The organism is Streptomyces sp. NPDC127092, assembly GCF_042722475.1.
Lineage (GTDB): Bacteria > Actinomycetota > Actinomycetes > Streptomycetales > Streptomycetaceae > Streptomyces.
In genome coordinates, this window is the sequence record NZ_JBHXFE010000424.1 from 1 (window position 1) to 704 (window position 704).

Here is a 704-nt window from a genome sequence, read left to right on the forward strand (position 1 = left end):
CGTCGAGGTCTGCGGTCACCCGGGCTTGAACACCCGCGCAGGCGGCTTTCACCTCTTCGAGTGCGCGGAGTACATCGATGCGCGTCGCATCGTCGATGGCCCGGTCGAGTTTCGGTAACTCGGCCAGAAACTCGGTCACCGCTGCTACATCCACACCGACCCCCCGGTTACCGTCGATTCCCCCGAATCGAACACATGTTCTACAGTAACCGACCCTGTGGGAGCTGGCAATACCTAGCCGGCACCCACCATGCGCATCGCGAGGTCGGCGTAGAGGTCTGCGACAGCCTCCGGCTCGGTGTAGGCGCCTGCCGGGAACCAGCGGCAGATGTCGACGCACAAAGACATGAGGGCGAGCGTGACGCCTTCGCCGTCGGGCACCGTGAATTCGCCGGATGCGGCCCCGGCGTCGACGACGGCGCGGACGATGTGGGTGATGTCGCGGCGCAGTTTGACCACGTCGCGGTAGTGCTCGGGCGTGAGGGCGTTGAGTTCGTACTGCACGACGCGAGCCTGTGCGTGGTGCGTGGCCTGCCAGCTCGCGAACGCGCCGATCAGTGCTTGGAGCCTCGTCGAGGGTGCCTCGTCGGGGAGGTCTGCACTCACGACGACGTCGAGCGCGGCGGTGTGGCCTTCGTAACTGATCGCGAAGAGCAGCTCTTCCTTGGATCGGTAGTGCGGGTACATCGCGGCGGGGCTCATGT

At 65.5% G+C, this 704-nt stretch carries 1 protein-coding gene; it reads right to left on the reverse strand.

Annotated features, from left to right (window positions below; translation table 11 throughout):
- Positions 1–234 precede the first annotated feature (234 nt).
- The coding region (locus ACFWJO_RS40995) for a TetR family transcriptional regulator (RefSeq protein ID WP_386873509.1) at positions 235–704 on the reverse strand (470 nt) is incomplete at its 5' end.